The following is a 24,381-nucleotide window of genomic DNA, read 5'->3' on the forward strand; positions in this document are numbered from 1 at the left end:
TTAGTGTCCCTGAGCAGCGGGCGCGCTCGCCGCCATGGCGGCAGCGGCGGGCGTCGGCGCGACTTCGCGCACCACGGCGCCCGGACGCAGGTTCTGCGTGCCTTCCACGACCACGCGTGTCCCCGGCGGTACGCCTTCGATCACGGCCGACGTGGCGGTGGTGGTCACCAGCTTCACGGGCACGCGGGCGACCTTGCTGTCCGGCTGCACGGTGTAGACGAAGCGGCCTTCGGGCCCCGTCACCACGGCCTGCGGCGGCACCGACAGCGCGTCCTTGAGCGTCTGCACCACGGCGCTGACATTGGCGTACGTGCCGGGCCACAGGCGCTGCTCGTCATTGTCGAACTGTGCCTTGACGCGGATGGTGCCGTACTGGGGATCGACCGTGTTGTCGATGAAGGTGATCTTGCCCGTCACCGGCGTCTTGCTGCCGTCGTTGGGCTGGGCGGTGACCTTCACGGGTCCCGCACGCAGCGCGTCGCGCAGCGAGGCGAGCTGCCGCTCGGGCAGGCTGAAAGTCACGGCGATCGGCTGGACCTGCGCGATGGTGACCATCGGCCCGGTGCTGTTGGGCAGCACCATCGAGCCCGGGAAGACATTGATCACGCCGGTGCGCCCGCCGATGCTGGCGCGAATCGCGCCGTAGCTGACCGCGACGCGGCTGGCGTCGATCGCGGCCTGGTCGGCGCGGATGGTGGCCTCGAAGCCGTCCACCTTGGCCTGGGCCGTGTCCACCGCGCTCTTGGAGATGAAGTTGCGCTCCAGCAATTCCTTGCTGCGCGACAGGTTGCGGCGCGCGTCGGACAGGTCGGCCTGGTCACGCAACAACTGCGCCTGGGCCTTGGCAAGGTTGGCCTCGTCCATGCGCGTGTCGAGCGAGAACAGCAGGTCGCCCGGCTTGACGGTCTGGCCTTCCTTGATATGGACGGCGCGCACGGTGCTGGAGACCTGCGGGCGGACTTCGACTGTGGATAACGCCGTCACATTGCCGTTGGCGGTGAACTGCAACGGCACGTCGCCCTGCTTCACCAGTGCCGTGGCCACCGCCACCGGCGCGGGCCCCTTGGCGACGGGCTTGGGTGCCAGCCAGGTATGCCATGCAAACCATCCCGCTGCGGCGAGCACCGCCAGGGTGATCACGACTATCCACGGCGATACCCGGCTACGGCCGGTTCCGGCGGACGCACTCCAGTTGCCGTCGACAAACCCCTTGGGCTGGTCGATCCTGTCTGTCTTCATCTTGTGTGGACCCTCTTGGCTGCAGCGCGCCCTCCCCGGTGACGTCCCGCCTCTGTTCCCTGCCGTGGCCGCCCAGTACGGGCAGCCCGGGGGGGCCGGGCGGATACGTGTCGCGCAAACCTCTACTAGTACAGCGGTTCGCCCCGCAGAGCCAGCACGGACTATTACAGCGCGTTACAGCGGTAACGGCGTGATCCGGGCCTGGCTTGGCTGGCTACGAGGGTGGCGTGGCGGATGCGGGGCGGATTGCTTGTATCGAGACACAAACATTATCAGAAAAGCCGCCAGCCATCGCGACGCGAGCGGTTAATGCTGTCGATCGACAGCTTTCGCGGCCCATGCTGCACATAGATGGCATCGCCGGCGCGCACCTCGCCGGACCGCAGGACGCCCAGGTAGACGCCGGAGTAGCCGCTCTCGACCATGTCGCGGACGGCGTGGCGGTAGCCCAGCACGGCGTTGAACTTGCATGCAGGCTGCCGGGGCGACGCCACGCGCAGCACTGCGCTGCCGATGTACAGCACGTCGCCCATCCACAGGTCGGCCTCGACCAGGCCTTCGATGGTCAGGTTCTCGCCCATGGCGCCGAACGCAAGTCCGCGGTATGCCTCGGGCTGGCCCGCGGCGCGGCGGCGCTTGTTCCACCACGCGTAGTGCTCGGACGGATAGGCATACACAGCCTTGTCCAGGCCGCCGTGCACAGCCAGGTCCGCTTGCTCGTCGCCGGCCACGCCCTGCGGGCGCACCTGCACGCGCAACGGGTGGACCAGCGTGCTGACCGGGTGCTTGCGGATGCCGGACATCACCACCGCCTCGGTGCCGGCACGGGACACCACCAGCGGAATGGCCTTGCCGATATTGATCGCCAGCACGCGTGCACCGCTCAGGATTCCATTCGGTTCGCTCACGATGCCCCCGCCGCGCGAGTTGTGGATAACTCCGTGGATAACGCAGGGAACAGGTGGTGGACAGTGCGTTGGGCAACACTGTGGAAAAGCTGTGGAGCGAAACCTGACCCGGGGACGGGCAGGGCCGCTCAGGCCTGTTGCGGGACCTGCCGCGGCGGCCACTGGCAGCCGAGCGCGCGGGCCCGCTGCGAGATCACCAGCGCCGCCAGCATCAGTATCGCGGCGCCCCAATGCAGCGAACCGGTGCCGGCCACTGTATACAAGGCCGCGCCCGCCATGGCGCCGATGGCCTGGCCGAGGTAGATCGACGACGAGTTGAGCGAGATCGAGACCGATGCGCGGTCCGGCGCAATCATCACCAGCCGGGCCTGCTGTGCGCTGTTGGTGGCAAACCCGCCCACGCCCCACAGCATGAACAGCAGCACCAGCGGCACCGTGCCCAGCCCGGCCAGCGGCCACAGCACCATCGCCGTGATCGACGTCAGCAGCGCGAACTGGACGATGCGGCTGGGTGTGATCCGGTCCATGCGGGAGGCCGCCATGGCATTGCCGAAGACCCCGCAGGCGCCGTAGGCCAGGAACATCAGGCTCAGTGCGGCGCCCGAGATGCCGTGAACGTCGCGCATCAGCGGGGCAATATAAGTGAACATCGTGAACATGCCGGCCGACTGGATCATGGTGGCGGCCACCACCAGCATGATCGGCCGGTGGCGCAGCACCGCGCTCCAGGCCTCGCGGCCGACGGCCGGCACGTAGAGCCCGCGCGGCAGGGCGCGCCAGACCGCCGCCGACACCAGCAGCGCCAGCACGCCCACCACCGCCATGCTGACGCGCCAGCCGAGCGTGTGCGCGATCCACGTGCCCAGCGGTACGCCGACCACGCTGGCGATGCTCCAGCCCAGGAACACGAAGCTGATGGCTCGGCCGCGGGTCTGCGCGTTGACCAGCAGCGGCAGGGTAGCGGCAGTCTGCGGCGTGTAGATCGCCGCGCCGATCGCGGTCAGGAAACGGATCGCCATCAGCGTGGCGAAGCTCGGCGCCAGGGCGGCCGCAAGGTGCAGCACGGCGTAGATCAGCAAGGAGCCGGACAGCAACAGGCGGCGGTCGATGCGTGAACCGAGCGTGGCGAACACCGGCGCGCCCACGCAGGTGGCCAGGGCGAACACCGAGATCAGCTGGCCGGCACTGGCCACGCCCAGGCCAAAATCGGCGGCAATGTCGTTCAACATGCCGGTCACGATCATCGCGCCGGTGCCAATGATGAAATTGCCGACGCAGAGCGTCACAAGCCTGGGGTCCATGCCGGGGGTGGCGCGTGGCGCCTTGTCGTTGTTGTTCGGGACGCGCCGCGGGCCATTGCGGCCGGCGGCCAGGGAAGTCCCGAGTGTAGCGGTTTCGCGAAATTCGCGTCCGCGGGGGCGAAGGCTTAGGGCGCCGGACGTTTGCCGACACCGTTGGAACAACGCTCCCCTCTCCCGCGCAGTGGGAGAGGGGAAGAAGACGGGAGCGTCCACGAAGTGAAGCGCCTCGCTATTGCCAGCGCCGGTCCTCTCCCCCCAGCCCCTCTCCCGCAAGCGGGAGAGGGGAGAAACCCGAGCCGTTGCGGTCAGCGCGACAGCACCGGCGTCAACGCCTTCGGATTAACAATGCTCTCATGCTGCCCCGCCAGCACATCCAGGATGTTCTGGAAGGCAATGCGGAAGTACATCTCATAGCTATCCCGCTCCACATACCCCAGGTGCGGCGTGCAGATGCAGTTCTCCATCCGCAGCAGCGCGTGGCCCTGCAGGATCGGCTCGGACTCGAACACATCCACCGCCGCCATGCCCGGACGCCCGCGGTTCAGCGCCGCGACCAGCGCGTTTTCTTCCAGCAGCTCGGCGCGGCTGGTGTTGACGAACAGCGCCGTCGGCTTCATGCGGGTCAGGTCGGCCAGCTTGACCACGCCGCGCGTGTCGTCGTTCAGGCGCAGGTGCAGCGACAGCACATCGCTATCGGCAAAGAACTGGTCCTTTGACTCCGCCACCGCCAGGCCATCGGCGCGGGCGGCTTCCTGCGACGCCTCGCGTCCCCACACCAGCACGTTCATGCCGAAGGCGCGGCCATAGCCGGCCAGCAGCCGGCCGATCTTGCCGTAGCCCCAGATGCCCAGGGTCTGGCCGCGCAGCACCTGGCCCAGCCCGAAGTTGGGCGGCATGGTGGTCGACTTCAGGCCCGACTGCTGCCAGGCCCCGTGCTTGAGGCTGGCCACGTATTGCGGAATGCGGCGCTGCGCCGCCATGATCAGCGCCCAGGTCAGCTCGGCCGGCGCCACCGGCGAGCCCGCGCCTTCGAGCACCGCCACGCCGCGATCCGTGCAGGCATCGACGTCGATATGCGTGTTCGGCGCGGCGCCGACGCGGCCGGTCTGGCTGATTATCTTCAGCTTGGGTAGCTTCTCCAGCAACTGGCGCGTGATGCGCGTGCGCTCGCGGATCAGCACGACCGCTTCCACGTCCGACAGGCGCGCGGCCAGCTGGCCCACGCCCTTGACAGTGTTGTTGAACACCTTGACGTCGTGGCCTTCCAGCAGGCTGAAGCAAGGCAGCTTGCGCACGGCGTCCTGGTAATCGTCGAGTACAGCAATCTTCATCGGCAACTCTTTTTGTGGGCTGGCCTTGTGACCCGGGATTGGTGCGCGCGGCAACGGAGCGCGCGCGCGACCAGCGCTATTGTCGGGTATCCGGGGCCGGCACATTCCATGCGTGAATCGGGGTCCGGCAATGCTGCGGAGCAAAAAACAGCGGTGTGCGGCAGTGGTATCCTTGCCCGTTCCGGTGCCGCCGGGGAATGTTCGGTCGAGCTTGGCTCCCGACATCCGGTGCCGCCGGACAAAGCCCGCTGGCCCCATGCAGCTAGCCCCGCGCGGGCGAAGCGCAACTTTAGCGCAGGCGCGGGGACTGCTGCGACCCTTTGCGTTACCCGGGCCGCAGAGGAGTTGTAACGGGATGTGACGACCGGTGCGAGTCGCTGAATTGAGCCACAAAAGTGCGCCGCGACATGCATCGGCCTGGCTGGTTTCAGGTCGGGCTTTGAAAAGATTTCCCCTTCCTTCCCTTTACACACTTTGGAGTTGCAGGATGAACCACCCCTCGATGCAAGGCACGGCGGCGTTGAACGTGCCGGCCTGGGTCAAGAACCAGAAGCTGGTGGCCTGGGTAGCCGAGATCGCTGCGCTGACCAAGCCGGAGCGCATTCACTGGTGCGACGGTTCGCAGGAAGAGTACGACCGCCTCTGCGAGCAGATGGTCGCGGCCGGCACGCTCAAGCGCCTGAACCCGGCCAAACGCAAGAATTCCTACCTGGCCCTGTCCGATCCGTCCGATGTGGCGCGCGTCGAAGACCGCACCTTCATCTGTGCGGACAAGAAGGAAGATGCCGGCCCCACCAACAACTGGATCGCCCCGGCCGAGATGCGCCAGACGCTCAACGGCCTGTTCGACGGCTGCATGCGTGGCCGCACGCTGTACGTGGTCCCGTTCTCGATGGGACCGCTGGGCTCGCCCATCGCCCACATTGGCGTGGAACTGTCCGACTCCCCGTACGTGGCCGTCAATATGCGCATCATGACGCGCATGGGCAAGGCCGTGTATGACGTGCTGGGCACTGACGGCGACTTCGTGCCGTGCGTGCACACTGTCGGCAAGCCGCTCGCCGCTGGCGAGAAGGACGTGCCGTGGCCGTGCAACCCGACCAAGTACATCGTCCATTTCCCGCAGACGCGCGAGATCTGGTCGTTCGGCTCGGGCTATGGCGGCAACGCGCTGCTGGGCAAGAAGTGCTTCGCGCTGCGGATTGCCTCGACCATGGGCCGCGACGAAGGCTGGCTGGCCGAGCACATGCTGATCCTGGGCGTGACCTCGCCCGAGGGCAAGAAATACCACGTGGCCGCCGCCTTCCCCTCGGCCTGCGGCAAGACCAACTTCGCCATGCTGATCCCGCCCAAGGGCTTCGAGGGCTGGAAGGTCACCACCATCGGCGACGATATCGCCTGGATCAAGCCCGGCAAGGATGGCCGCCTGTACGCCATCAACCCGGAAGCCGGCTACTTCGGCGTGGCCCCGGGCACCAGCGAGAAGACCAACTTCAACGCCATGGCGACGCTGAAGGAAAACGTCATCTTCACCAACGTGGCGCTGACCGACGACGGCGACGTGTGGTGGGAGGGCATGACCAAGGAAGCGCCTGCGCACCTGGTCGACTGGCAGGGCAAGGACTGGACCCCGGAAATCGCCAAGGCCACCGGCGCCAAGGCCGCGCATCCGAATGCGCGCTTCACCGCCCCGGCGGTGCAATGCCCGTCGATCGACGAGAACTGGGACAACCCGGCCGGCGTACCCATTGATGCGTTTATCTTCGGCGGCCGCCGCTCGACCACCGTGCCGCTGGTGACCGAAGCGCGCAACTGGACCGAAGGCGTCTACATGGCCGCGACCATGGGCTCCGAAACCACCGCGGCGGCCGCCGGCCAGCAAGGCGTGGTGCGCCGCGACCCGTTCGCCATGCTGCCGTTCTGCGGCTACAACATGAGCGACTACTTCGGCCACTGGCTCGAACTGGGCAAGAAGCTGGAAGCGGCGGGCGCGAAGCTGCCGAAGATCTACTGCGTGAACTGGTTCCGAAAGGACGCCGACGGCAGCTTCGTGTGGCCGGGCTTCGGCGAGAACATGCGCGTGCTGTCGTGGATGATCGACCGCGTCGAAGGCAAGGGCCAGGGCGCCGAGCACGTGTTCGGCACCAGTCCGCGCTATGAAGATTTGAACTGGAATGGCGTGGAGTTCTCGCCGGCACAGTTCGCGCAGGTGACGTCGATCGACACCGATGCCTGGAAACAGGAACTGGTGCTGCACGACGCGCTGTTTACGCAGCTGAAGCACAACCTGCCGAAGGCGCTGGCGGAAACGCGGGCGGCGCTGGGCAAGAGGCTGGAAGGCTGATTCTTGCCGCTGGCCGACTCCCCTCTCCCGCTTGCGGGAGAGGGGAGAAAACAGCCGGTTCCATTGTCTATCCCCCTTCGCTTTCCCCCGACTGCTCCACCGCATACTTCACCAACCCCGCCCGGCCCTCGATACCCAGCTTGCGCTTGAGGTTCAGCCGGTGGGTCTCCACCGTGCGCACTGAAACGCCAAGCTGCGCCGCAATTTCCTTGTTCGCCATGCCGCGCCCGATGTAGCCGAGGATGTCGCGCTCGCGCTTCGTCAGCGCGTCCAGCGGCCCGGCCGCGGGCATCTGTTCCGCCATGCCGCGCGCAATGCGCGCGCTGTAGAACACGCGCCCCGCCAGTACCGCCTCGATGGCGGCCATCAGTTCATCCGCAGGCGCATCCTTCAACACATAGCCGTGCGCGCCGGCACGCACAGCCTGGCGCGCGTATTCCAGGTTGTCATGCATGCTGACCACCAGCACCGCAATTTCGGGGTATTGCTCATGCAGCACGCACGTCAGCGCAATGCCGCCCATGCCACGCATGCCGATGTCGGTGATGACCAGGTCCGGGCGCTCGGCCGCGCCGGCACGATCTAGCCACGCCAGCGCGGCTTCCCCGCCGTCGGCCTCGCCCACTACGCGCAAGCCGGGCTGCAGCGCCAGGTGCATGCGCATGCCGTCGCGCACCAGCGCATGGTCGTCGATCAGCAGCACGCGCGCAGGCGTATCGGCGGAATGGCCGGATTGGCCTTCGGCCGGGTCGGGGATCTGGGTCATGACTGCGAAGGTTCTTCCGGAATGGGGACGACGGGCCGCGCCTGTACTTTCACGAGCGGCAGCGCGGCTGCCAGTTCCGTGCCGCCCATGCCCGAAACAATGCCGAACTGCCCGCCCAGCGCCGCAATCCGCTCGCGCAAATTGCGCAGTCCGATGCCGCGCCGGGGATCGAGCTGCATGCGGGCCACGTCAAACCCGCGGCCATCGTCGCGCACGGTCAGGCGCGTCGCGTCGGGATCGAAAGCCAGGGCCACCGTGACTTTGCGGGCGCCGGCATGGCGCTCGACATTGGTCAGGGCTTCCTGGGCGATCCGGTACAACGCGGTGGCCTGTTCGTCAGGCAGCTCGCGCGGCGTGCCGGCCTGGGTCACGCTGATCTGCAGGTGGCTGCCGCCCTGCATCTCGCGCGCCAGGTGCTCCAGCGCCGCAACCAGGCCGAGGTCATCGAGCAGCGCGGGGCGCAGGTTGCGGGCCACGCGACGTACCTCGTTGAATACCGTATCGAGCCGGTTCAGCGCCATGCCGAGTACCGGCGCCACCGCCGCGCCTTCCGCCGGCGCCAGGCGCAGCCGGTTGGCGGCGGCTTCCAGCACCAGCTTGACCGACACCAGCAACTGGCTGATGCCGTCGTGGAGTTCGCGCGACAAGCGCGCGCGCTCTTCTTCCTGCGACTGCACCACGCGCTGCGCCAGCTGGCGCAGCTTGGCATCGGCCTCGCGGTGCTCGCTGATATTGAGGGCCAGGCCGCTCGCCGCCACCAGCAGGATGCTGACCGCCGCAATCACGCCGATCCAGGCCATGGTCTCGCGGATATCGGTCGCGGCGCGCGCATCGAGCTGGCGCAGCGTGTTTTCCACATCGTCCAGGTAGATGCCGGTGCCCAGCATCCAGCCCCATTCGGGCACGGCCACCACATAGCCGAGCTTGGGCGCGAGCTGCTGGGACGATGGCTTCCTCCACTGATAGCGCACCGAGCCGCCGCCAGCCTTGGCCGCGGCGATCAGCTTCTGGATGGTCAAGGCGCCCTGCGGGTCGCGCAGCATCCACAAGTCCTGCCCGACCAGTTCGGGCTGGCGCGGGTGCATCAGGTTGCGGCCCTGCAGGTCATACAGGAAGAAGTAGCCGTCGGGCCCGTAGTCGAGCCGCGCCAGGGCGTCCATGGCGGCCTGGCGCGTGGCGGCGTCGGTGCGGCCCGAACGCACCATCGGCGCGATCGCGCTTTGCGCCAGTTCTACGTAGTGGCGCAGTTCGGTTTCCTTGCTCTGGAGATAGGCCGACTCGACCAGCGCGCGCTCATGCCTGGCCAGCTGCGTCGCCTGGAAACGCACGGCAAGCGCAATGCCAAGCATGGCCACCGCCAGGGGCGCGACGGCTAGCAACAGGATCTTCTGGCGAAGTTTCATACATGAACCGGACGACCGGGGGTAAACACCGATGCCGCGCGGGCGGCATGCCACCGTCGATCTGCGTAGTACTACGCAGAAGTGCTGCGTAGTTACGCGCTTGTGCGGGGTTGGGCGGGTGTCAATACTACACGCCGGACGCTTGAGCCGCCCCAACAAGGCGCGTGCGTCGACGCAGCTGGTGCGCCGCCCACCCGGATGGTGCATTGCCTGCCTGCAAGACGAGATCCGGAAACGACAAGAACCGGGCGAGCAGCAGCAAGATCCGAAGAGACACCCTCACCGCCGGATTGCCCCGCTGCCCGCCCTCAGGCGCGCGCCCGCCGCCGACCCTGCCAGTTACCAGTCCTTCGCCGCCGCAGGCTATCGAAATCCCCGGTCTGAGGAGACCTTCACTATGAATCGCATCGGAGAACACCTGGTGTGGCTGGCCGTCGCCATCCTTGGCGCGTTTGCCTTCGCCACGGTCGCGCTGTCGCGCGGCGAGGCGGTCAGTGCGCTGTGGATCGTGGTTGCCGCGCTCTGCATCTACCTGATCGCCTACCGCTACTACAGCCGCTTCATCGCCGACAAGGTGATGCAGCTGGACCCGAAACGCATGACCCCGGCCTGGCGCCACAACGACGGCCTGGACTACGTGCCGACCAACAAGGCGGTACTGTTCGGCCACCACTTCGCCGCCATTGCCGGCGCCGGCCCGCTGGTCGGCCCCGTGCTGGCCGCGCAGATGGGCTATATGCCGGGCATGCTGTGGATCCTGGCTGGCGTGGTGTTCGCCGGCGCGGTGCAGGACTTCATGATCCTGTTCATTTCCACGCGCCGCGACGGCCGCTCGCTGGGCGACCTGGTCAAGTCCGAAATGGGCACGGTGCCGGGCATGATCGCGCTGTTCGGCTGCTTCATGATCATGATCATCATCCTGGCGGTGCTGGCGCTGATCGTGGTGAAGGCACTGGCTGGCTCGCCGTGGGGCACGTTCACCGTGGCGGTGACCATCCCCATCGCGCTGTTCATGGGCATCTACACGCGCTACATCCGCCCGGGCCGCATCGGCGAAGTGTCGGTGATCGGCTTCGTGCTGCTGATGCTGGCCATCATCGGCGGCCAGTACGTGCATGAGAGCGCCGTGCTGGCGCCGCTGTTCACGTATGACGGCAAGGCGCTGACCTGGATGCTGATCATCTACGGCTTTATCGCCGCCGTGCTGCCCGTGTGGCTGCTGCTGGCCCCGCGCGACTACCTGTCGACCTTCCTGAAGATCGGCACCATCATCGCGCTGGCCATCGGCATCCTGATCGTCGCGCCGGAACTCAAGATGCCGGCCTTCACGCAGTTCGCCCAGGGCGGCGGGCCGGTGTGGTCGGGCAACCTGTTCCCGTTCCTCTTCATCACCATCGCCTGCGGCGCGGTGTCGGGCTTCCACGCGCTGATCTCGTCGGGCACCACGCCCAAGCTGCTGGAGAATGAATCGCACGCGCGTTTCATTGGCTACGGCGCGATGCTGGCCGAATCCTTCGTCGCCATCATGGCGCTGGTGGCGGCCTCGGTGATCGAGCCCGGCGTGTACTTCGCCATGAACAGCCCCGCCGCCGTGATCGGCACCACGCCGGACGCCGTGGCCCACGCCGTGTCGACCTGGGGCTTCGTCGTCACGCCTGACGTGCTGATCCAGACCGCCAAGGACGTTGGCGAGAACACCATCATCTCGCGCGCCGGCGGCGCGCCGACGCTGGCCGTGGGCATCGCCCATATCCTGCACCAGGTGGTGGGCGGCCAGGCCATGATGGCGTTCTGGTACCACTTCGCGATCCTGTTCGAGGCCCTGTTCATCCTGACCGCCGTCGACGCGGGCACCCGCGCCGGCCGCTTCATGCTGCAGGACCTGCTGGGCAGCTTCGTGCCGAGCATGCGCCGCACCGACTCGCTGCCGGCCAACCTGATCGCCACCGCGCTGACCGTGGCGGCCTGGGGCTACTTCCTGTACCAGGGCGTGGTCGATCCGCTGGGCGGCATCAACACGCTGTGGCCGCTGTTCGGCATCTCCAACCAGATGCTGGCCGCCGTGGCGCTGGTGCTCGGCACCTGCGTGCTGGTCAAGATGAAGCGCGGCCAGTACGCCTGGGTGACGCTGCTGCCGACCATCTGGCTGCTGATCTGCACGCTGACCGCCGGCTGGCAGAAACTGTTCGATGCCGATCCGAAAGTCAGCTTCCTGACCCACGCCGGCAAGTTCAGCGCCGCCATCGCCGAAGGCAAGGTGCTGGCCCCGGCCAAGACCATGGAGCAGATGCACCGCATCGTCTTCAATGACTACCTGGACGCCGGCCTGTGCGCGCTGTTCATGTTCGTGGTGCTGTCGATCGTGGTCTATGGTTTCAAGACCGCCATGCAGGCGCGTGCCGCGAACCGCCCGACCGACAAGGAAACGCCGTTCGAGCCGCTGCCGGCGGCCGCCTCGGCACAATCCTGATCGCCTGAGACAAAGGAGCCCCGCCATGCTGGAACAACTGGGAACGATGGGACGCTACCTCGGGCAGTCGTTGCGGCTGATGGTCGGACTGCCCGACTACCAGACTTATGTGGCCCACATGGAAACCACCCACCCGGACCGCGCACCGATGACCTACGAGGAATTCTTCCGCGAACGTCAGGAAGCGCGCTACGGCGGCGGCCAGGGCAAGTGCTGTTGAGCGGACCGGCCAGGTCTGATGGAACGGGCAACCTTCGGGTTGCCCGTTTTTTTGTGTCCAGTGCCACGCCTGTGCCGTGTTGTCGCTCAAATCATACGTTTCAGCAGGGGGTTACATGGCTTTACACGTGGTTACAGCAAGGCGGGGGCTCGTTCTCTACACTTGCGGCACAACATGGCAAAGAAAGGAAACGATATGTCTCGCCATCCCGTTCGCAATATGACCCTGGCTCTCGCCCTGGCGGCGTCCGCGCTGCCGGCCTTCGCGAGCGACATGAACAATGCCCTTGGCGGCGCCCTCGGCGGCGTGGCCGGAGCGGCTGTAGGCGGCGCCCTGGGCGGCAGCACCGGTGCCGTGATCGGTGGTGCCGTCGGCGGCGGTGCGGGCGGGGCGGTGACGTCCAACCGGCGCGAGCGCACGGGCGCCATCATCGGCGGCGCGCTGGGCGGCGGTGCAGGTACGGCGGCGGGTAACGCCATGGGGGGCCGCACCGGCGGCCTGGTCGGCGCGGCGGTTGGCGGTGGCGCGGGCGCAGCGCTGGGCGGCAACGTTTCGCGCAGCAATTCTTATGAGAACGACCGCCGCTACTACGGTGGTGGTGGCCACTACAAGCATAAGAAGCACAAGCACCACCATCATTACGACGACTGAGCCCATCCTCAGCCGGGCAGGATTCAGGAACGGGCCGCTGGCCCGTTTTTCTTTGCGTGCTCTGGCATAATGCCTGGCAGAAGCAGTCCCTCCTGACCGAACACAGAAACAAAGAAGCCCGCAATCAGTGCGGGCTTCTTCTCCGGATAAACAAGGAGAGGTCTGTCAGACGCTCTCCAAACGACCTGTGGAGACCAGGTTGAGAGGGAGGGGCCGCATAGGGGAGATACGGCCCCGGACCGCGGCTTGCGGGCCCTGTCGATTACAGGGGCGTGCGGTCGGAAGACAGATCGTACTTGGCGCCGTCGCTGTACACGTCGTACTTGCCGGCCTTGGCGCCATCGCTGTACACGTCGTACTTGCCGGCCTTGGCGCCATCGCTGTAGACGTCGTACTTGCCGGCCTTGGCGCCATCGCTGTAGACGTCGTACTTGCCAGCCTTGGCGCCATCTGCGTACGGGTCAAACTTGCCGGCCTTGGCAAACGCCGGTGCAGCGGAAAGGGCTGCGGCGAGGGTGGCAATCGCGATCAGGGAAAGACGGGTATTTTTCATGGCTCAGTGTTTCTTCAACTTGGTGCCGGCTTGTGCAGTCTAGGTTGCTGCAATGCGGCATCCGATGGGTAGATATTAGGCGTTTCCCTCATATCAATAAATATCGGCTGGCACAATGATTAGTTCTGATTCCAACAATAAAGTCACCTGAACCAGGAAAAATTCAGGAGAGCGACGGGAGACTATGTCATGGATCGCCTGCAATCGATGCGCGTGTTCGCCAAAGTGGTGGAGCTGGGCAGCTTTGCTCGTGCAGCGCAGCAGTTGGAGATGTCCAACGCGGTCGTGACGCGCTATGTGGCGGACCTGGAAAGCCACCTGGGTACGCGGCTGCTGAACAGGACGACCCGCAGCCTGTCGCTGACCGACGCCGGGGAAACCTACCTGCAGCGCTGCCAGCAGATCCTGGAAGACGTGGAAGAAGCCGAAGGCGTGGTGACGGCGCGCAGCCAGTCACTATCAGGAACCTTGCGACTGGTGACCCCAGTGATGTTCGGACTGCACCTGCTACCAAGCCTGATGGCCCGCTTCCAGCAGCAATACCCCGAAGTGGTGTTCGACGTGCTGCTTTCCGACCGCAACGTGGATATCGTGGAAGAGGGCCGCGACGTCGCCGTCATGCTGTCGGACCTGGGGCTGGGCTCGCACTTGGTGGCGCGTCCGCTGATCTCGGCCGAGATCGTGCTGTGCGCGTCACCCGAATACGTCCGCATGCATCCGCCGCTGCGCCATGCGCACGAGCTGACCAATCACCGCTGCATCGCCATGCGGCTGCCCAACGTGGAACACGAGTGGACGCTGCTTGGGCCCGAAGGCGAAGTGACGGTGCCGATCCGTCCTGGACTGCTGTGCAGCAATGCCGAACTCGCGCACCAGGCGGCACTCGCGAATATGGGCGTGGCGATGCTGTCGTCCTACCTGGCCAAGCAGAATATCGAGTCAGGCAGCCTCGTCCATGTCCTGCCGCAGTACCAGTTGCCGCGGCGCGATGTCAGCGTGGTTTATCCGAGCCGCAAATTCCTGCCGACCAAGGTCCGGGCGTTTATCGACTTCCTGCTGGAAGAGGGCGTCCGGGGCCGCGAGCAGCTTTCGTAAGGCAAACGGGAGGACGCTGGCGCTGATGCGCCGCTCCTCCCGCCCTATACCATTACTCTTCGGCTTCGACCGTGGCCTTGCCCGCGGCGCGGGTCTTCTTGGCCGCGACCGTCTTGGCGGGCGCCTTCTTGGCCGCGGTCTTGGTCGCGGCGGTCTTGGCGGCTGCCTTCTTCGCCGGCGCCTTGGCCGCAGCGGCCTGGGCTTCTTCCGGCTTTGCGGCCGTGCGCGACGCAGTCTTGGCTGATGCCTTGGCGCCGGCCTTGGGCTCGCGGGCTTCGAATTCGAAGCCAATCTTGCCGTCCGCCTGCCTCACCAGAAACGCCTTGAAGTTGCGGCCCGTGCGCGACGACTTGAAACCCGTCAGCAGGTCGGTACGGCCGTCGTTGAGCAGCTTGCCGACCTGTTCGCGGCTGATTTCCTGCTGCAGGATGATCTTGCCGGTGGTGAAGTCACAGGTCTTCGGGCTGGCCACGCTGTTCTCGCACACATACTTCATGCCGTGCTCGAACACCGCGCCGCTGCACTTCGGGCAGGTGCCGACCGGCTCCTGGTCGCTGAAGTCGACCGGCTCGCCGTCACCCTCGTCATCGTTCTGCCCGAAATCGAATTCCATCTTGTAATGGCCTTCGTCGTCCTTGGCGATCTTGAGGATGGCGGCAAACGGCCGGCCCATCTTGCTGCGGAAGCCCTGCAGCGGGCCGATTTCCCGCTTCAGCAGCAGTTCTTCAACCTCGTTGATCTCGAACTGGCGGCCACCGGGGATCTTGCTGATCGAAAATTCGCACGCAGTGCAGGCAAAGCGGCGGTAATTCTCCTTCACCTGGCCGCCGCACTGCGGGCACGGCGTGGCCAGCGTGGCGTAGTCGCCAGGGATGGTGTCGCTGTCGTATTCCTTGGCGCGCTTGACGATCTGCTGCGTCATCTGCGCGATCTCAAGCATGAACTCGTCGCGCTTCAGGCGTCCGCGTTCGATCTGCGAGAGCTTATGCTCCCATTCGCCGGTCAGCTCGGCCTGCGTCAGTTCCAGCACGCCCAGGCCGCGCAGCAGCGTCATCAGCTGGAACGCCTTGGCCGTCGGAATCAGCTCGCGGCCTTCGCGCACCAGGTACTTTTCCGTCAGCAGACCTTCGATGATGGCCGCGCGCGTGGCCGGCGTGCCCAGGCCCTTGCCGGCCATGGCTTCGCGCAGCGCGTCGTCGTCCACCAGCTTGCCGGCGCCTTCCATGGCGGACAGCAGCGTGGCTTCGTTGTAGCGCGCGGGCGGCTTGGTGGTCAGGCCCACGCTCTCGACCTTGTCGGTCTTGACCTTTTCGTCCTTGGCCACCGGCACCAGGTTGGCGGCATCCTTGTCGCCCTGCGCCTCGCGGCCATAGATCACGAGCCAGCCCGGGTTGACCAGCACCTTGCCTTCGGTCTTGAAGTGATGGCCGGCCACTTCCGTGATACGGGTCGTGACCTGGAACTCGGCGGCCGGGAAGAACACCGCCAGGAAGCGGCGCACGACCAGGTCATACAGCTTCTGTTCCGGCTCCGACAGGTTCTTGGGCGCCTGCAGCGTCGGGATGATAGCGAAGTGATCGCTGATCTTGCTGTTGTCGAAAATCTTCTTGTTCGGCTTGACCCAGCCCTGCGACAGGATCTTCTTCGCGTGCGGCAGGTAATTGGGCGAGCTGTCCGACAGCATGGTCATGGTCTGCTTGACCGTTTCCATGTAGTCCTCGGGCAGCGCGCGCGCATCGGTACGCGGGTAGGTCAGGACCTTGTGCTTTTCGTACAGCGCCTGCGCCAGGCCGAGCGTGTTCTTGGCCGAGAAGCCGAAGCGCGAGTTGGCCTCGCGCTGCAGCGTGGTCAGGTCGAACAGCGCCGGCGACTGCTGCGTCGATGGCTTGGATTCCTCGGTGACGGTGCCGGGCTTGTCGCGGCACGCGGCGACGATGCTCTTGGCCTCGGCCTCGCTCCACAGGCGCGACTCGCGCGCCTCGGGATCGAACTCGCTCTTCTTGAATTTCGGATCGAACCAGCGGCCTTCGTACAGGCCCGCGGCGGCGATGAATTCGGCGTGGACTTCCCAGTAGTCGCGCGGCACGAAGTGCTTGATCTTCTCCTCGCGCTCGACCACGATCGACAGCGTCGGCGTCTGGACGCGGCCCACGGTGGTCAGGAAGAAGCCGCCGCCCTTGCTGTTGAAGGCGGTCATGGCACGCGTGCCATTGATACCGACCAGCCAGTCGGCCTCCGAACGGCAGCGCGCGGCATCGGCCAGCGGCAGCATGTCCTGGTCTTCGCGCAGGCTGGCAAAGCCGTCGCGGATCGCCTGCGGCGTCATCGACTGCAGCCAGAGGCGGCGGATCGGCTGCTTGGCCTTGGCCTGCTGGGCGATCAGCCTGAAGATCAGTTCACCTTCGCGTCCCGCGTCGCAGGCGTTGATCAGGCCGGTGACGTCCTTGCGCTTGATCAGGCGGTTGAGCACCTTCAGGCGCGACTCGGTCTTGGCGATCGGGCGCAGGTCGAAGTGGGGTGGGATCACCGGCAGGTTGGCGAAGCTCCACTTGCCGCGCTTGACCTCGTATTCGTCTGGCGCGGCGATCTCCACCAGGTGGCCCACGGCGGACGACAGCACGAAGTCGTCACTTTCAAAGTACTCGTCGTGCTTGGTAAAGCCCCCGAGGGCACGGGCGATATCGGCCGCGACCGATGGCTTTTCCGCGATGATGAGGGCTTTTGACATTGAACGGGTCCTTGCGGGTTGCTTCCGGCAACGCGCGATTTGCACAGCAATATAAGGTGACATCGCCCCGGGGGGGCATTGAGGCGCCAATCATAAGCGCGGTTTCAACGGCGGTGCAAGCCAGCCGCACCGGTGTGAAATCCGCCGCTACGCGGCGCACCGTCCCCCGGCAAGCAACCACTCCAGCACTTCCGGGACATCCGCCTGCCCACCAGGCATGGTCGTGCCCCGCGCGAGCATCCGTTCCAGTACCTCGATATGCGGCACCAGCGTGCCGTAGAACTGCGCCGGGCCCCCGGCCACCGGCTGGACCAGCAGCGTGGGGAAATTTTCAATGTCGATGTCGTCAAGCCGGTCCGCATGCGTCTCGATATCGATCCACACATAACAGTCTTCCGGGTGGCGCGCGGCCAGCGCCGAGAATGCCTGCAGGTAGTCCCGGCATGTCCCGCACCATTGCGCGCACAGGCAGGCAATCAGCCGGCCTTGCGGGCGAGCCGACAGCGCTGCACCGATGGCGGCAACGTCACGTTCGGGAAAGTAAACGGTCATTACGCTTCAAACATGAGCCTCTTGCGACACGAGGACCGCCGATTGTATCGGCAATGCGTCCGCGGCCACTGGCGAAGTCTAGGACAGACTGCGAAAGAGGTTCCCCGGTAGACGCTCCGCGCGCCCTTCCAGTTCCAGCTCGAGCAGCCGCGTCGCCAGCGTTTCCGGTGCCAGCCCGCTGCGCTCGCACAACGTGTCGAGCGTGACGGGCTCGTGTGTCAGCATGGCTAGCAAGGGATCATCTGACCGTGGCGGTGCGGCATTCGCCACCTTCGCCGGCCCGACCGCGAGGCCGAACTCTTCCATCACGTCCTGTGGCGACTCGACCAGCTTGGCCCCCTGGCGGATCAGGAAGTGGCATCCGCCCGAAAGCGGCGCGTGGATGGAACCCGGAATGGCAAAAACCTCCCGGCCCAGGTCCGCCGCGAGGCGGGCGGTAATCAGCGAGCCCGACCGGGCCGCTGCCTCCACCACCAGCACGCCGCGGGCGAGCGCCGCGATCAGGCGGTTGCGCCGCGGGAAGTTATCCTTGAACCCCTGCATGCCCAGCGGGAACTCGCTGACGATCGCGCCGTGTTCGGCGATGCGGTGGGCCAGGTCGAAATGGCGCGCGGGGTAGACCCGGTCGGCGCCGGTGCCGATCACCGCCACCGTACCGCCTTCGCCCGCCAGGCCGCCCTCGTGGGCCGCCGCATCCACGCCCCGCGCGAGCCCCGAAACCACCGTCTGGCCCGCCTGGGAGAAGGACCGGCCGAACGCCTCGGCATCGGCCTTGCCCTGCGCCGTGGCATCGCGCGCGCCGACGATGGCAAGCGCTGGCCGCGCCAGCGCGGCGGGGTCGCCCTTGATATATAGCAGCGGTGGGGGATCCGTCAGGTCGAGCAGGCGCACCGGGTAGCGCGGGTCGACCAGCGTCAGCAGATGGTTGCCGGGTTGCTCCAGCCACGCCATGGTCTTGGCCAGCGCATGGTTCAAGGTCGCGCCGGGCGCAGCCAGGATCGCCGCCGCGAGCTTGCGCGGCACCACCGACGACAGCGCTGCCACGCTTTGGGCGAATACCTGCTGCGGCAGGCCGAACGCCGCCAGCAGCAGGCGCACCGTCACCGGGCCGATGCCCGGCGCGCTGGCCAGTCGCAGCCACGCCAGCGTGTCATCCGCGTCCCGCGCCGCGTCCGGCCATGCGGCGGCCGGCACCTGGCCGGCCGTCAACGCGGAGAGATGACGCGATCGCCGACCTCGATCACGTTCGAGGCATCCGTCACCAGCGCGTACGACACGTTCGGGAACACGCGGAACACGAAGGCCAGCCCGTAGCGCTCGTCGGGCAGCAAGATATTGCGGTTGCGGTCGGTCCGGTCGGCAACGACTTCGCCCGTGCGCGAGAGCGCGAGCACGTGGCCCGGCTCCAGCCCGGCATTGGTGCCGACATTGAGCACCACGACCTGCTTGGCTCCGCCGTATTGCACACCGCCGTAGACCTTCGCGACGCGGCCATCGACCTGGGTTTCCGGTGCGCGCGGCACGTAGCGAAAGGCCTCGCGCGTCGGCTGGGGCACCAGCAGCGTGCCCACGCCCATTTCCTGCTGGGCCTGCGTCACGTGCAGCGTCGAAACCGCGTCGGGACCGTCGGCGGCGCGGGCCACGCGCACATTGCCTTCATATTCGGCCTCATAACCGAGTACCTGCCCCGTGACCGGATCACGCACCGGCGTGACCGGCCGGAAGGCCTGCCAGTCGCTGCCCACGGCGGCCGCATCCGGCGCGATGCCGCGCGCGTAGGCGGTGTCGCCGCGGCCCAGATAAACGTGCGATTCGGGCACGGCAACGATGCGCGCCGAGGTGTCCAGGGGGCCCTGGTCCACCACCAGCGGACGAATCAGGAACGGCTCGATGTCCTTGGCCGGAATACTGAAAATGGCCACGCCTTCGGCGTCGCCGCGCACGTGCGGCGTCAGCCTGACGGTGTCGTTGGCGCCCGGCGTGGTCGACAGCCAGGCCCGGCCATCGCGCTGGATCAGGTACAGGACCTGGCCGGGATAGATCAGATGCGGATTGCGGATCTGCTGCCGGTTCATGCCCCACAGCTCGGGCCAGCGCCATGGCTGGCGCAGGTACTGCCCCGAAATGCCCCACAGCGTGTCGCCCTTGCGAACCGTGTACTGCGACGGGGCATTGGGCGACAGTTCGCTGGCGGGAATCCCTTGCTGCGCAACGCGCTGCGCTTCCGCGTGCTGGGCGGGCGATACCGAGAGATCTGCCGCCATGGCCGGAGCACTTACGGCAGCAGTGACGCCGGCAGCACCCCATATGGCGAGGGTGAACGCGTGCAGCCTGCGGCCCGACGCCGCCTGGTGTTCTTTGGTAAGATCGCGCATTTTCGTGAACCGGCTGGTAGAACAGCCGGATTGACCCTGGAGAGCGTGCCTGCTGCGGCGCGCCTTGAATTTTTGTACTAGCGCCCCGATTCTGCATGTAATCCCCCGCCGCCGCAACGCGGCCGGACAGCCCAGAGCCGCCGGCGTTGCGCCCTAGCATCATGGCAAAACTCGACATCCTGACCTATCCCGATCCCCGTCTGCATACCGTGGCGAAACCCGTCAAGGAAGTGGACGACCGCATCCGCCAGCTGGTGAAGGACATGGCGGAAACCATGTACGAGGCACCCGGCATCGGCCTGGCGGCCACGCAGGTCAACGTGCACGAGCAGGTGGTGGTGATCGACTTGTCCGAGACGCGTGATGCGCTCCAGGTCTTCATCAATCCCGAGATCGTCTGGGCCAGCGACAACCGCAAGTTCTGGGAAGAGGGCTGCCTTTCCGTGCCCGAGGTCTATGACCGCGTAGAGCGCCCCGACCGCGTGCGCGTGCGCGCGCTCAACGAAAAGGGCGAGCGCTTCGAACTCGACGCCGATGACCTGCTGGCCGTCTGCATCCAGCACGAGATGGACCACCTGCTCGGCAAGGTGTTCGTCGAATACCTGTCGCCGCTCAAGCAGACCCGCATCAAGTCCAAGCTGCACAAGCGCGAACGCGCGCGCATGTAACAGACATCCACGACGGGACACGCACGGCGCCAAGGCTGGGACAGCCGCGCCGTGTCTGCTATCGTTATGACTTCCGAAGTCAGGAACGTACCGGCCGCTATGCGGCCGGTTCTGTTTTCAAGGTCCGCTTCTGTTTTCAGGTCCGCATCAGGGAGCCAGTCATGTCCGCAGCCAAGTCCCTGCGTGTCGCCTTTGCCGGCACGCCCGAATTCGCGCGTGTCGCGCTTGAAGCCATCCATGCCGCCGGTTTCCCGGTGGTTGCCGTGCTCAGCCAGCCGGACCGTCCGGCCGGACGCGGCATGCAGTTGCAGGCGAGCCCCGTCAAGCAGTTCGCCGTCGCCCATGGCCTGGAGCCGGTGCTCCAGCCGCGCTCGCTGCGCCGCACGGGAAAATATCCTGAAGAGGCCGCGCAGGCCGTCGACACGCTGGCGAAGATCGCGCCCGATGTCATGGTGGTGGCCGCCTACGGCCTGATCCTGCCGGCCGAGGTGCTGGAACTGCCGCGGCTCGGCTGCCTGAACATCCACGCCTCGCTGCTGCCGCGCTGGCGCGGCGCGGCGCCGATCCACAGGGCGATCGAAGCCGGCGACGCCGAGACCGGCATCACGCTGATGCAGATGGACGAAGGCCTGGATACCGGCGCCATGCTGTCGCGCGAGTCGGTGCCGATCGCCGTCGACGACAGCACCGGCACGCTGCATGACAAGCTGGCGTCGCTGGGCGGCCGCATGATCGTCGACGCGCTGCGCAAGCTCGCCGCGGGCGAGACGCTGCCCGCGACGCCGCAGCCCGATGCCGGCATCACCTACGCCGAGAAGATCGGCAAGGACGAAGCCCCGCTGGACCTGCGCCGCCCGGCGGCCGAGCTGGCCAGCCAGGTGCGCGCGTTCAATCCCTTTCCGGGTGCCACGCTGCAGCTCGACAGCACCGTGATCAAGTGCTGGCAAGCCGTGCCGCTGTCCGCCGGCAGCAGTCTTCCGCATCCGGCGGGCACGGTGCTGGTCGCCGACGCCAGTGGCGTGATCATCGCCTGCGGCGACGGCAGCGCGCTGCAGGTCACGGAACTGCAGAAGCCGGGCGGCCGCCGCCAGCCCGCGCAGCAGTTCCTGCAAGGGACGCCGCTGCCACCGGGAACCCGCTTCACCGTGCCGGCCGCGGCAGCCTGACGCCCCCATCTGAAGTGCGGATTGCGTACCCTGGCGGGCACGGTCATCATCCGCCCGGGAGCGCGGCCGGCGTGGCTGCCACGCTGCATTCTGGCGGCCGCGCAAACCCGTTGAATTTTCAGCGTTTCATCCCTATCTAACGTTCAGCGCGCCCCGCAGTGGCGGCGGCGGACGACTACACGGAGATCACGTCAATGTTCAACTGGGTCAAGACCTTCATGCTGATGGCCGCCATCACGGCGCTGTTCATCGTCATCGGCGGCATGATCGGCGGGCGCAACGGCATGATGTTCGCGCTCGTGATGGCGCTGGGCATGAACTTCTTCTCCTACTGGTTCTCGGACAAGATGGTCCTGCGCATGTACAACGCGCAAGAGGTCGATGCCGGCAGCGCGCCGCAGTTCTATGGCATGGTGCAGGAGCTGTCGCAGCGCGCCGGCCTGCCGATGCCGCGCGTGTACCTGATCAACGAGGACGCCCCCAACGCGTTCGCCACCGGCCGCAACCCCGAGCACGCCGCCGTCGCCGCCACCACGGGCATCCTGCGCGTGCTGTCCGAGCGCGAACTGCGCGGCGTCATGGCGCACGAGCTGGCGCATGTGCGCCATCGCGACATCCTGACCTCGACCATCGCCGCGACCATGGCCGGTGCGATCTCGGCATTGGCCAATATGGCGATGTTCTTCGGTGGACGCGACGAGAACGGCAACCGCAGCAATCCGATCGCCAGCATTGCCGTGGCGATCCTGGCGCCGCTGGCCGCTTCGCTGATCCAGATGGCGATTTCCCGCGCGCGCGAATTCGAAGCCGATCGCGGCGGCGCGGAGATCAGCGGCGACCCGCAGGCGCTCGCCAGCGCGCTGGACAAGATCCACCGCTATGCGCAGGGCATCCCGTTCCAGGCCGCGGAAGAGCATCCGGCCACGGCGCAGATGATGATCATGAATCCGCTGTCGGGAGGCGGCATCGCCAACCTGTTCTCGACCCACCCGTCGACCGAAGAACGCATTGCCCGCCTGATGCAGATGGCGCAGACCGGTACGTACCCGGCCTGATGCCAGCCGGGCCGCGGCGCCTAAAACCGGGGGCCCCGCCTCGCACAAGGTAAACTGCCCGCTGTCTTGCCTGCCAGGCCAGCGGGCTTTTTCTTGCCCCGCGTGGCGCCGCCTGCGCCTGCTGGCCCGTCAGCCGTTGCCACGCCCCTTGTTCCATTGTCTTAAGCCTTACCGATATGCGCCTGCCCCACGAATCGCTTGCCTTCCAGATGCTCGGTGCCGCCATGGCCGTGCGTGCCGTCAATGAAGGCACGGCCCTGCCGCAGGCCATCGAAGATACCGCCACGCATCTGCGCCTGGACCGCGTGCGCGATGCCGCCACGCGCGGCGCGCTGCAGGACCTGGCCTACCGCACCATGCGCCAGTTCGGCACGGCACGCGCGCTGGTGACGCAACTGGTCACGCGGCCGCCCGGCGCGCAGGTGGACTCCTTGCTGGCCGTCGCGCTGTCGCTGCTGCTCGAAGGCGAGGAGGGCGACTCGGCCAAGGTTGGCCGCGGCGGCTATAGCGCATTCACGGTGGTGGACCAGGCCGTCAGCGCCGCCGCCTCCGAACCCAAGACTGCGCACGCGCGTGGCCTGGTCAATGCCGTGCTGCGGCGTTTCCTGCGTGAACAGAAGCCGCTGATGGCGGAAGTGAACCGCGACGAGCAGGCCCGCTGGAACCTGCCGGCATGGTGGCTGCGCATGCTGCGCGAAGCGTATCCCGACCAATGGATGGCGCTGGCCGAAAGCGCCAACGTGCGTCCGCCGATGACGCTGCGCGTCAACACGGCACGCATCCCGCTGCAGCAATACCTGACCGAGCTGGCCAATGCCGGCCTGGCGGGACAGGCCATCGGCGCCCAGGCCGTGCGCCTGGTGCGCGCATTCCCGGTGACGCAGATTCCGGGATTCGCGCAGGGCGACGTGTCGGTGCAGGATGCCGGCGCGCAACTGGCCGCGCCGCTGCTCGAAGTGGCCGACGGCATGCGCGTGCTCGATGCCTGCGCCGCGCCCGGCGGCAAGACCGGCCACCTGCTGGAACTGGCCGACATCGACGTGACCGCGGTCGAAAGCGACGCGAAGCGCGCCGGCCGCATCGACGAGAACCTGTCCCGGCTGGGCACGCGCGCGCAGGTCGTGGTGGGCGATGCCAGCCGGCCAGGCGAGTGGTGGGACGGACAGCAGTTCGACCGCATCCTGGCCGACGTGCCGTGCTCCGCGTCCGGCATCGTGCGCCGCCACCCCGATATCCGCTGGCTGCGCCGCGAAGCCGATATCGCCCGGCTTGTCAATGAACAGCGACGCATCGTTTCGCAACTCTGGCCGCTGCTCAAGCCGGGCGGCATTCTGGTCTATGTCACCTGTTCTATTTTCCCAACGGAAGGGGAGGAGCAGGCGCGCTGGTTTGGTGCACAGTTGACAGATGCGATACGATTGCAGGCACCGGGGCAGCTATTGCCCGGTTCCCAAGCAACACAGCCCGCCAGCGACAACGATGCTGGCCGGGACGGCCTGCCGTCTGATCATGATGGCTTCTACTACGCCCGCTTCCAGAAACGCGCCTGATCTGAT

20 protein-coding genes are annotated in these 24,381 nt (G+C 66.7%); 9 read left to right on the forward strand and 11 right to left on the reverse strand.

Translation table 11 applies throughout. The features are described from left to right. From AC3FKH_RS02970 to AC3FKH_RS02985, 4 genes are all read right to left on the reverse strand, one after another. Positions 1-1,239 (reverse strand): efflux RND transporter periplasmic adaptor subunit, encoded by a 1,239-nt coding sequence (locus AC3FKH_RS02970; protein WP_488672767.1) that lies wholly within the window; start codon positions 1,237-1,239, stop codon positions 1-3. Between the two features lie 272 nt (positions 1,240-1,511). Further along, the gene (locus AC3FKH_RS02975; protein WP_488672768.1) at positions 1,512-2,147 is read right to left on the reverse strand and encodes an MOSC domain-containing protein; all 636 of its coding nucleotides are present in this window, start codon (positions 2,145-2,147) and stop codon (positions 1,512-1,514) included. Between the two features lie 128 nt (positions 2,148-2,275). Further along, positions 2,276-3,448: an MFS transporter gene (locus AC3FKH_RS02980; protein ID WP_488672770.1), complete on the reverse strand. Its 1,173-nt coding sequence runs from the start codon at positions 3,446-3,448 to the stop codon at positions 2,276-2,278. Positions 3,449-3,753: 305 nt separating this feature from the next. Further along, positions 3,754-4,779, reverse strand: a complete 1,026-nt coding sequence (locus tag AC3FKH_RS02985; protein ID WP_483709923.1) for a D-2-hydroxyacid dehydrogenase family protein — start codon at positions 4,777-4,779, stop codon at positions 3,754-3,756. A 487-nt stretch (positions 4,780-5,266) separates the two neighbouring features. Between AC3FKH_RS02985 and AC3FKH_RS02990 the strand changes: the two genes are divergently transcribed. Next, on the forward strand, positions 5,267-7,123 hold the full coding sequence (locus AC3FKH_RS02990; RefSeq protein WP_488672772.1) for a phosphoenolpyruvate carboxykinase (GTP): 1,857 nt from the start codon (positions 5,267-5,269) through the stop codon (positions 7,121-7,123). A 67-nt stretch (positions 7,124-7,190) separates the two neighbouring features. Here the strand turns inward: AC3FKH_RS02990 and AC3FKH_RS02995 are convergent, their stop codons facing one another. Both AC3FKH_RS02995 and AC3FKH_RS03000 read right to left on the reverse strand, forming a co-directional pair. Continuing rightward, the gene (locus AC3FKH_RS02995) at positions 7,191-7,889 is read right to left on the reverse strand and encodes a response regulator (RefSeq protein WP_488672774.1); all 699 of its coding nucleotides are present in this window, start codon (positions 7,887-7,889) and stop codon (positions 7,191-7,193) included. Further along, positions 7,886-9,292: a cache domain-containing protein gene (locus AC3FKH_RS03000; RefSeq protein ID WP_488672775.1), complete on the reverse strand. Its 1,407-nt coding sequence runs from the start codon at positions 9,290-9,292 to the stop codon at positions 7,886-7,888. The genes AC3FKH_RS02995 and AC3FKH_RS03000 overlap by 4 nt, the downstream gene beginning before the upstream one ends. Positions 9,293-9,689: 397 nt before the next feature. On the opposite strand from AC3FKH_RS03000, the gene AC3FKH_RS03005 reads away from it, so the two are divergent. From AC3FKH_RS03005 to AC3FKH_RS03015, 3 genes are all read left to right on the forward strand, one after another. After that, positions 9,690-11,762 carry a carbon starvation CstA family protein gene (locus tag AC3FKH_RS03005; RefSeq protein WP_488672776.1) on the forward strand — a complete coding sequence of 691 codons (2,073 nt, stop codon included), beginning with the start codon at positions 9,690-9,692 and terminating at the stop codon, positions 11,760-11,762. Between the two features lie 25 nt (positions 11,763-11,787). Continuing rightward, positions 11,788-11,982 (forward strand): YbdD/YjiX family protein, encoded by a 195-nt coding sequence (locus tag AC3FKH_RS03010; RefSeq protein WP_488672778.1) that lies wholly within the window; start codon positions 11,788-11,790, stop codon positions 11,980-11,982. A gap of 195 nt (positions 11,983-12,177) precedes the next feature. Further along, positions 12,178-12,633 (forward strand): hypothetical protein, encoded by a 456-nt coding sequence (locus tag AC3FKH_RS03015; RefSeq protein WP_488672780.1) that lies wholly within the window; start codon positions 12,178-12,180, stop codon positions 12,631-12,633. Positions 12,634-12,895: 262 nt separating this feature from the next. Here the strand turns inward: AC3FKH_RS03015 and AC3FKH_RS03020 are convergent, their stop codons facing one another. Then, on the reverse strand, positions 12,896-13,186 hold the full coding sequence (locus tag AC3FKH_RS03020) for a hypothetical protein (RefSeq protein WP_488672782.1): 291 nt from the start codon (positions 13,184-13,186) through the stop codon (positions 12,896-12,898). 189 nt (positions 13,187-13,375) lie between these two features. Between AC3FKH_RS03020 and AC3FKH_RS03025 the strand changes: the two genes are divergently transcribed. Continuing rightward, entirely contained in the window at positions 13,376-14,281 is a 906-nt protein-coding gene (locus AC3FKH_RS03025; RefSeq protein ID WP_488672784.1) for a LysR family transcriptional regulator, read from the forward strand. A gap of 52 nt (positions 14,282-14,333) precedes the next feature. Here AC3FKH_RS03025 and AC3FKH_RS03030 read toward each other — a convergent pair whose 3' ends face one another. From AC3FKH_RS03030 to AC3FKH_RS03045, 4 genes are all read right to left on the reverse strand, one after another. Beyond that, positions 14,334-17,009 carry a DNA topoisomerase III gene (locus AC3FKH_RS03030; protein WP_488672786.1) on the reverse strand — a complete coding sequence of 892 codons (2,676 nt, stop codon included), beginning with the start codon at positions 17,007-17,009 and terminating at the stop codon, positions 14,334-14,336. Between the two features lie 147 nt (positions 17,010-17,156). Beyond that, positions 17,157-17,561: a thioredoxin family protein gene (locus AC3FKH_RS03035; RefSeq protein WP_488672787.1), complete on the reverse strand. Its 405-nt coding sequence runs from the start codon at positions 17,559-17,561 to the stop codon at positions 17,157-17,159. 78 nt (positions 17,562-17,639) lie between these two features. After that, a complete protein-coding gene (gene dprA / locus AC3FKH_RS03040) occupies positions 17,640-18,770 on the reverse strand; it encodes a DNA-processing protein DprA (protein ID WP_488672788.1) in 1,131 nt (376 codons plus the stop codon). After that, positions 18,767-19,936, reverse strand: a complete 1,170-nt coding sequence (locus AC3FKH_RS03045) for a LysM peptidoglycan-binding domain-containing protein (protein ID WP_488672790.1) — start codon at positions 19,934-19,936, stop codon at positions 18,767-18,769. Before AC3FKH_RS03045 ends, dprA begins: the two co-directional genes overlap by 4 nt. A 161-nt stretch (positions 19,937-20,097) precedes the next feature. Here AC3FKH_RS03045 and def point away from each other — a divergent pair, with 161 nt between their 5' ends. The 4 genes from def (at position 20,098) to rsmB (ending at position 24,375) form a co-directional block, all read left to right on the forward strand. After that, positions 20,098-20,604 carry a peptide deformylase gene (gene def, locus AC3FKH_RS03050; RefSeq protein ID WP_488672792.1) on the forward strand — a complete coding sequence of 169 codons (507 nt, stop codon included), beginning with the start codon at positions 20,098-20,100 and terminating at the stop codon, positions 20,602-20,604. Between the two features lie 161 nt (positions 20,605-20,765). Beyond that, positions 20,766-21,770 (forward strand): methionyl-tRNA formyltransferase, encoded by a 1,005-nt coding sequence (gene fmt / locus AC3FKH_RS03055; RefSeq protein ID WP_488672794.1) that lies wholly within the window; start codon positions 20,766-20,768, stop codon positions 21,768-21,770. Between the two features lie 194 nt (positions 21,771-21,964). Further along, positions 21,965-22,825 carry a zinc metalloprotease HtpX gene (htpX, locus tag AC3FKH_RS03060; RefSeq protein ID WP_488672797.1) on the forward strand — a complete coding sequence of 287 codons (861 nt, stop codon included), beginning with the start codon at positions 21,965-21,967 and terminating at the stop codon, positions 22,823-22,825. 176 nt (positions 22,826-23,001) lie between these two features. Further along, the gene (gene rsmB / locus AC3FKH_RS03065) at positions 23,002-24,375 is read left to right on the forward strand and encodes a 16S rRNA (cytosine(967)-C(5))-methyltransferase RsmB (protein WP_488672799.1); all 1,374 of its coding nucleotides are present in this window, start codon (positions 23,002-23,004) and stop codon (positions 24,373-24,375) included. The last annotated feature ends 6 nt before the right edge of the window (positions 24,376-24,381 follow it).

This window comes from Cupriavidus sp. 21MJTG02-4 (genome assembly GCF_057798975.1).